Genomic DNA, 7,486 nt, shown 5'->3' with positions numbered 1-7,486 from the left:
GGTATGCTTTGATGCTTACTTCATTCCCCTGATGGCGCAAGTACCCAGACAGTTTCTATATCATTATGTTTTTATTGTAAATAACAAAACGAATTATATCGATGATGTTCTCTATGATTTGAAGTTTTGCTTCAGAAAAACTTTTTTTCATGATCATAAAAAGTTGAGAAAAGTGGATTTCATAAAACCTAGCTTGGTTAAGCTTATGCTAAAAGCACTATGAAGTATGATATTTAAAAATTGTCTATTAAAGATAATCGTTATAAAAAGCTCTATAGCGTTGAGATGTATTATTTGATGCACTCACCAAAACGATCAGCAAATTTTTTCTGCTATAAGAAGAAGAGATGAGGGGGCTATTCACAGGCTTTCTTTAAAGAGGCTAAGGGTACCAAAGTCCATTTTTCTAAGGAAGCACAGCCCATTTCGCGATGGTGTTCATGAATGCTATAACGCTAAAGCCATAGAGTTCCATCATCTTTACGCTTACGAAGGAGCAAGCCCATCGCACTTTGCTAGCTCCCAATGTTTGTGACAAGCCCTTGGTTCTTGAGACAGTTCATGAGAGGACTTCTCAGGCTTTTCTTATATAACTTTTCTCCACACGCCAGCCCTGCTTGTAACGTGCAAGAAAATTTTTAATTGTTTCAACATAAAACAAGTTTGAAATGAGAGAATCCTACGATATTAGGGACTCTCATTCAACATGGAAAACAAAGAATTATCTTTATAAATCAATATACTGTATGGAATTAGAGGGATAAGCATTGTCAAAATGGTTTGCCTAAAAACGGTACATGGACATATAAATGAATCCTTACAGGGTGGTGTTAAGCTAATGGATTGAAGAAACAGGAGGATAAACATAGAAAAGGTATGAAGAGAGAGTTTCTTTTATCATTATCTTTTCCAATGTAGTCTTCTTTTTATTATCTAAAAATACACTTTGCTTAGCTTTATAGACAAATTCGATAATGAATATGCCGCGTGACTCGTGTAAATAGGAGGGAAGGAGATCATTGAGGAGAAAAGAAAAAAGTTTCAGGGGATAAGAATAGTAGCTTACATAGATTAAAAAGGCAGTATGTATACTGCCTTTTTTGTTAAATTGAATAGAATGAATAGGCTATTTACAGACTTTCCTTAAAACTGATAGCGTATGCCACCTGAAAAGCTTGCACCACTTATACCAGTTTTCTGAAGCTTTTGTCGATAGCTTACATCACCGTAAAGAGAGAAATTGTGAGACAGTTGTGCATTGATGCCAACGCCGCCCTCAATTGCTGTTCCTATGGGATCAAGGTCAAAATCTCTGCCAATCTGGATGGTACCATCATCACCAAAGGTTTTGATCAAGTTTGCTTTTCCATAGAAGGAAATGGCAGGACCATTTTCAGTGGTCATAATGGTTTTGGTTAAACGTCCACCAACACGGATCAACCATTGAGAAGGATTTTTCATATCAATTTTTAAATTATCAGCATCTTCAATGGTATCAAACATCAAATGTTGATAAGCAAGTTGTATTTGGGGCTCGAAGGTTAAACCTTCCATTCCGGTAGAAAATTGTTTGCCAACGGTGGTGGAAATACTCAACATTTTTACATTGTTCAATTTCGCGGTTTTACCAATGATAGCATTGGTGATATCGCTCTTTATTATTCCATAGGATAAAAGTGTATCCATATAGAAACCACTGTCATGCTGTACGCTACTATAGGCAGTGAGAGACCATTTATCTAAAGTGCTTTTACTTGCATCCTGCATCTCTTTTGGAGTGAAAGACAGCCGCCCATAGGTGCCTAAAAGACCAAGATGTGTAGTAGTGCTGTGCCCTTCTAACGTAGTCAATGCAACCCCACCTTGTATAGCGGCGTAGCGAATATCAGCACCATAACCATATTTAAGGGGACCGCGTTTCGAGGATAAGGTTCCTGTACCCCCATAGGTAGAGAGGAAAAAACTGTTTTTTAGATTTTTCTGCTCTCCCAAGACTGTTGTTCTCATATTGGCTAAAAGTGCATTTTGCTTGGCCATATCGGCCAATCCAGTATAAAAGAGGGCATTTGGCATAACCAAATAGCTTGCCATTTGTGGTACAACTGCTCTTACTTTTGAATCGGTGTCAAAAAATTCAGGCTGCAAACGGAAATCCCAGAAATCTTTATCCTTTTCATCGAATAAGTTTTGGTTAGCATTGGCTTTGCCATAGCTTGAGACTGGTCCATAGGCAGTTAGCGTATATTTATAAGGAGTTCCTCCTATGGTGGTATAGCCATTTTTCAATTTAAAGGAGTCTTCTTTTGCTTCTCCAGAAACTTGAATAAGTGAAAGTCCACCTATATTTGAAGGAGTAGAAGCATTCTCTACGCTCTCTTTATCCCCTGAAACACTTTTGACATAAACTGTTGTGGTGCCTGCTACATCACCGTGAATGAGAAGCCTATCGGTTTTTTGTGCATCTATTGCAACACCATCACTCCATATAGCGTTGAAATGAATTTCTGCCTCACCAAAGGCATTATAGACTGCTAGAGTGGTTGGTATTCCAGATCCTACATGCAATGTATGATAATGATCTTCTACCGGTCCATTAAAAACAATAGAACTATCATTAAGATTGAGCACAGAAATATCAGAACGTGACCTTTGAGCAATAGCAAGCAGTTTTTCGTCATCATCGGTTTCTTTTGTACTGGTTTTCAATATCCATGTTGTCTTGTTTGTCAAATCAAAGCGTACGGTTCTGTTTTCTGCAATTTTTGCTCTTCCCTTTAATACCGAGTGATTAGCATTTAATGTAAAAGCAAAATTACTTTCTTTAGTTGAAGCTTTTGCTGCTAATAAAATATCGGCACTGATTTCTGAATTTTTGAGATTGGCTATACCGATTGATTGGTCTGCGTTAATTCCAATACTATTTTCAGTGCGAATCTTTGTATTTGTCAAGTTGATTTCTAAGGCGTTATCGTCCTCGGATTTATCAAATATTATGCCACTGTTTTCTGCTGTTGCAGAAACATTTGTTACATCAATATATCCGCTATTTTTTACAACAAATGCTGATCCTTTTGCTGCTACGGTCCCTCCATTCATTTTAATTGTGCCACCGTTTTCTGCATAAAGTCCGATGAAAGTATTGCTAATCGCTGTATTTCCATGCAATTCAATTAAGCTGTAAGGATTACTGGCAGCTGCACCGTATCCGTTGCCATCCATTGTTGTTAGAGCAACGTCTGTGACCTTAATATGTCCACCATTCATTGCGAACAATGCCATGGTTGTCGCAGTTACTGTTCCCCCAGTCATTATGATTGTGCCACTATTTTCTGCATCAAGTCCGGTTACAGCATTATCAATAGTTGTCTTCCCATACAATTCAATCAAGCTATTAGGATCGGTGGTAGCTGCACCGTATCCGTTACCATACATCGTTGTTAGAGCAACATCTGTGACCTTAATATGCCCACCGTTTTTTGCAAACACTGCCATGTTTGCAGCGGTTACAGTTCCTCCCGTCATTGTGATTGCACCACTATTTTCTGCATTAAGCCCGATGAAAGCATTATTAATTGTTGTCTTTCCATGTAATTCGATCAAGCTATCAGGATCGGTGGTAGCTGCGCCATAGTTACCATTTATTGTTGTTAGAGCAACATCTGTGACTTTAATATGCCCACCGCTTTTTGCAAGCAATGCCATGTTTGCAGCGGTTACAGTTCCTCCCGTCATTGTGATTGCACCACTGTTTTCTGCATTGAGCNGCAATGCCATGTTTGCAGCGGTTACAGTTCCTCCCGTCATTGTGATTGCACCACTGTTTTCTGCATTGAGCCCGATGAAAGCATTATTAATCGTTGTCTTTCCATGCAATTCAATCAAGCTTTCAGGATCGGAGGTAGCTGCTCCGTATCCGTTACCATACATCGTTGTTAGAGCAACATCTGTGAGCTTAATATGTCCCCCGCTTTTTGCAAGCAATGCCATGTTTGTTGCGGTTACAGTTCCATCTGCCATTGTGATAGTACCACTATTTTCTGTATAAAGTCCGATGAAAGCATTATTAATCGTTGTCTTTCCATGCAATTCAATCAAGCTTTCAGGATCGGAGGTAGCTGCTCCGTATCCGTTGCCATACATCGTTGTTAGAGCAACATCTGTGAGCTTAATATGTCCTCCGCTTTTTGCAAGCAATGCCATGTTTGTTGCGGTTACAGTTCCACCCGCCATTGTGATAGTACCACTATTTTCTGTATTAAGCCCGATGAAAGCATTATCAATTATTGTCTTTCCATATAATTCAATCAAGCTGTCAGGATCAGTGGTAGCTGCACCGTATCCGTTGCCATCCATTGTTGTTAGAGCAACATCTGTGACCTTAATATGTCCACCGTTTGCTGCAAACAGTGCCATGTTTGTTGCGGTTACAGTTCCATCCGCCATTGTGATAGTACCACTATTTTCTGTATAAAGTCCGATGAAAGCATTATTAATTGTTGTCTTTCCATGCAATTCAATCAAGCTGTTAGGATCGCTGGTAGCTGCACCGTATCCGTTGCCATCCATTGTTGTTAGAGCAACATCTGTGACCTTAATATGTCCACCGCTTTTTGTAAGTACTGCCGCGCTTTTCCCAGTTACAGTTCCACCCGCCATTGAGATAGTGCCACTATTTTCTGTATAAAGTCCGATGAGAGCATTATTAATTGTTGTCTTCCCATCCAATTCAATTAAGCTTTCAGGATCGGTGGAAGCTGCACCGTATCCGTTTCCGTCCATCGTTGTTAGAGCAACATCTGTGATCTTAATATATCCACCGTTCATGGTAAACAATGCTGCGCTTTTTGCAGTTACAGCTCCTCCCGTCATTATGATGACACCACTGTTTTCCGCATCAAGTCCATTTATAGCATTAGTAATCGTTGTCTCTCCATCCAATTCAATAAAGCTGTAAGGATCGGTGGAAGCTGCCCCGTATCCGTTTCCGTCCATCGTTGTTAGAGCAACATCTGTGACCTTAATATATCCACCTTTTTGTGCAAATAATGCTCTATTTCCCGCAGTCACTGTCCCTCCCATCATTATGATTGTAGAGAATAAACCGTCTGCATAGAGTCCATCACCATCAGATGATGTAACTTGAACGCTGCCTTCTTTACTATTGGCTAAAGTAATGAAGCTGCCGTTCATTACGTATAGCCCTGTGTGTTCTCCATCAAATGCTCCTCCTAATATCGTTACTTGTGAACCATCTTCTGCCGATATGCTGGTGTCTGCTTGCGTAATGGTTACATTTTCTAAAGTGAGATGACTTCCGGCAAAGGCCGTTATTCCTGTGTATAAAAACTCTTCTTTTTCATTTTCTAATTCACTTTCCCATCCAGGGTCTAATTCATTGTCCGATGTTTTCACACTTTCTAGCTTGTCTTGATCACTTATGCTGGTATTTGCATAAGTAATGGTTACATTTTCTAATTTGTTTTTATCGCTTTTACTCTCATTGAAGAACGCACCAGTTTCAAAAGCCGTAATGGTTCCTCCAGTCATTGTGATTGTGCTACCGTTTGTTGCATAAAGCCCAATTACAGCGTCATTAATTACCGTATTTCCGTGTAGTTCAATTGTGCTGTCAACATCATTAGCTATTGCACCGATTCCGGTGCCATCTTTTTTTAAAGTAACATCTGTGACGTCAATATGTCCGCCATTTTCTGCAAGTAATGCTGTATTTTCTCCAGTGACTGATCCTCCTATCATTGTGATTGTGGATTGTGCACCATTTGCATAGAGTCCGTCACCATGAGATGATGTAACTTGAACACTGCCTTTTTTATTATCGGCTAATTCACTATAGGTTAAAGTAATAGCGCTGCCTTCCGTAGCAGATATTCCTTTGAGTTCTCCATCAAATTCTCCTCCTAAAATCGTTACTTCAGAATGATCATTTGCAAATATACTGGTGTTTGCTTGCGTAACTGTTACGTTTTCTAAAGTAACTTTGCTTTTGTTGTCGGCATTTATTCCCTTGTCCATGAAGTGGCCATCTTTACCGCTTGATATTGTTACACCTTCCAGCTTATTTTTATCATTCATACTGTTTTCGAAGAAAGCGCCAATTTCAGAAATCGTAATAATGCCTCCAGTCATTTTGATTGTAGCACCATCTTTTGCATTAAGACCAAGACGAATGTCAAAATCAGTTCCTTTAATGGCTGTGTCTTGCAGTAATGTAATCGCACTGCCAAGACCGTCAGCTGTTACAGCATAAATATCCGTGTCTTTATTCCCAACCACAGTTAAATGTGTGCCGGTGATTTTCCCGTTGTCTTTCGCATTAATAATCTCATACGTTGTGTTAGATACTTCTTTTTTCTCGCCGGAAACTTCAAGAGTTTCAGCATATACATTGAGATGGGTGTTGAATAGCATGACAGCTATGACAGCTGTGCAGCATAAAAGGGATTTTTTACACATCAAGATTTTCCTAACTTATAAGAGCCACACACTCTTCCCCCGCTTATAAGAAGGATATCAAATGGATGGATATTTTAGAGATGGAACGTGAATAGGATATTTTTATTTTTGTGTAAAGTATAAATTAACTTATACATTTAGCATATAATGTATTATATTTAAATTCATTTAGTATTAAATGAATACATTATGTTAATATTATAAGTTTTTCTATTCAAGATATGTGTTATGTTTGCATAAAACTTGTTGCTTATGCTTAAAGAAAAGAAATAGGCAAGAAAATTTCAAAAAACTGTATACTTGAGCCTGATAGGGATCTCTTCCAACATCATGAAACCAAAGATGATACCATAGCTTTCATGTTTTTCTTTAACACGGTTACGATAAAATAGCGCTCATTGATTTTTCAATCGACTTTTAGTTTTTTTCAAGGGATATTTTTACTAGTTAAAAGCGCGATATTTTATTGTCTTGAGTTTTTTAACTAATTTTCTTAAAGAAAAATGTTGGCGGTGTGTATTGGTAGAAAAGAATAGGGGAGAGATAAAAAGGCAGCATACTGTGCTGCCCTTTTTGTTAAATTGAATAGAATGAATAGGCTATTTTTACAGCCTTGATTTAAAACTGGTAGCGCATGCCACCTGAAAAGCTTGCACCACTTATACCAGTTTTCTGAAGCTTTTGTTGATAACTTACATCACCATGAAGGGAGAAATTGTGAGACAGTTGCGCATTGATGCCAACGCCGCCTTCAATTGCAGGTCCCATGGGATCAAGGTCAAAATCTCTGCCAATCTGGATGGTACCATTATCACCAAAGGTTTTGATCAAGTTTGCTTTTCCATAGAAGGAAATGGCAGGACCATTTTCAGTGGTCATAATGGTTTTTGTCAAACGTCCACCAACACGGATCAACCATTGAGAAGGATTGTTCATATCAACGGTAAAATTATCAGCATCTTCAATGGTATTAAACATCAAATGTTGATAGGCAATTTGTGCTTGTGGCTCA

General features: G+C 38.7%; 2 protein-coding genes. Both read right to left on the bottom strand.

Translation table 11 applies throughout. From position 1 onward, the window contains the following. Nucleotides 1-1,143: 1,143 nt before the first annotated feature. Nucleotides 1,144-6,474: an autotransporter outer membrane beta-barrel domain-containing protein gene (locus tag ACFIMK_RS00020; protein ID WP_375693489.1), complete on the bottom strand. Its 5,331-nt coding sequence runs from the start codon at nucleotides 6,472-6,474 to the stop codon at nucleotides 1,144-1,146. A gap of 618 nt (nucleotides 6,475-7,092) precedes the next feature. After that, nucleotides 7,093-7,486, bottom strand: a 394-nt coding sequence (locus ACFIMK_RS00015; protein ID WP_375685108.1) for an autotransporter outer membrane beta-barrel domain-containing protein, incomplete at its 5' end; no start/stop codon positions are given.

The sequence above is a fragment of the Bartonella sp. AP280QHHD genome, from assembly GCF_042196125.1.
Taxonomy (GTDB): Bacteria; Pseudomonadota; Alphaproteobacteria; order Rhizobiales; family Rhizobiaceae; genus Bartonella.
This window is presented reverse-complemented; position numbering and strand designations above follow the sequence as displayed.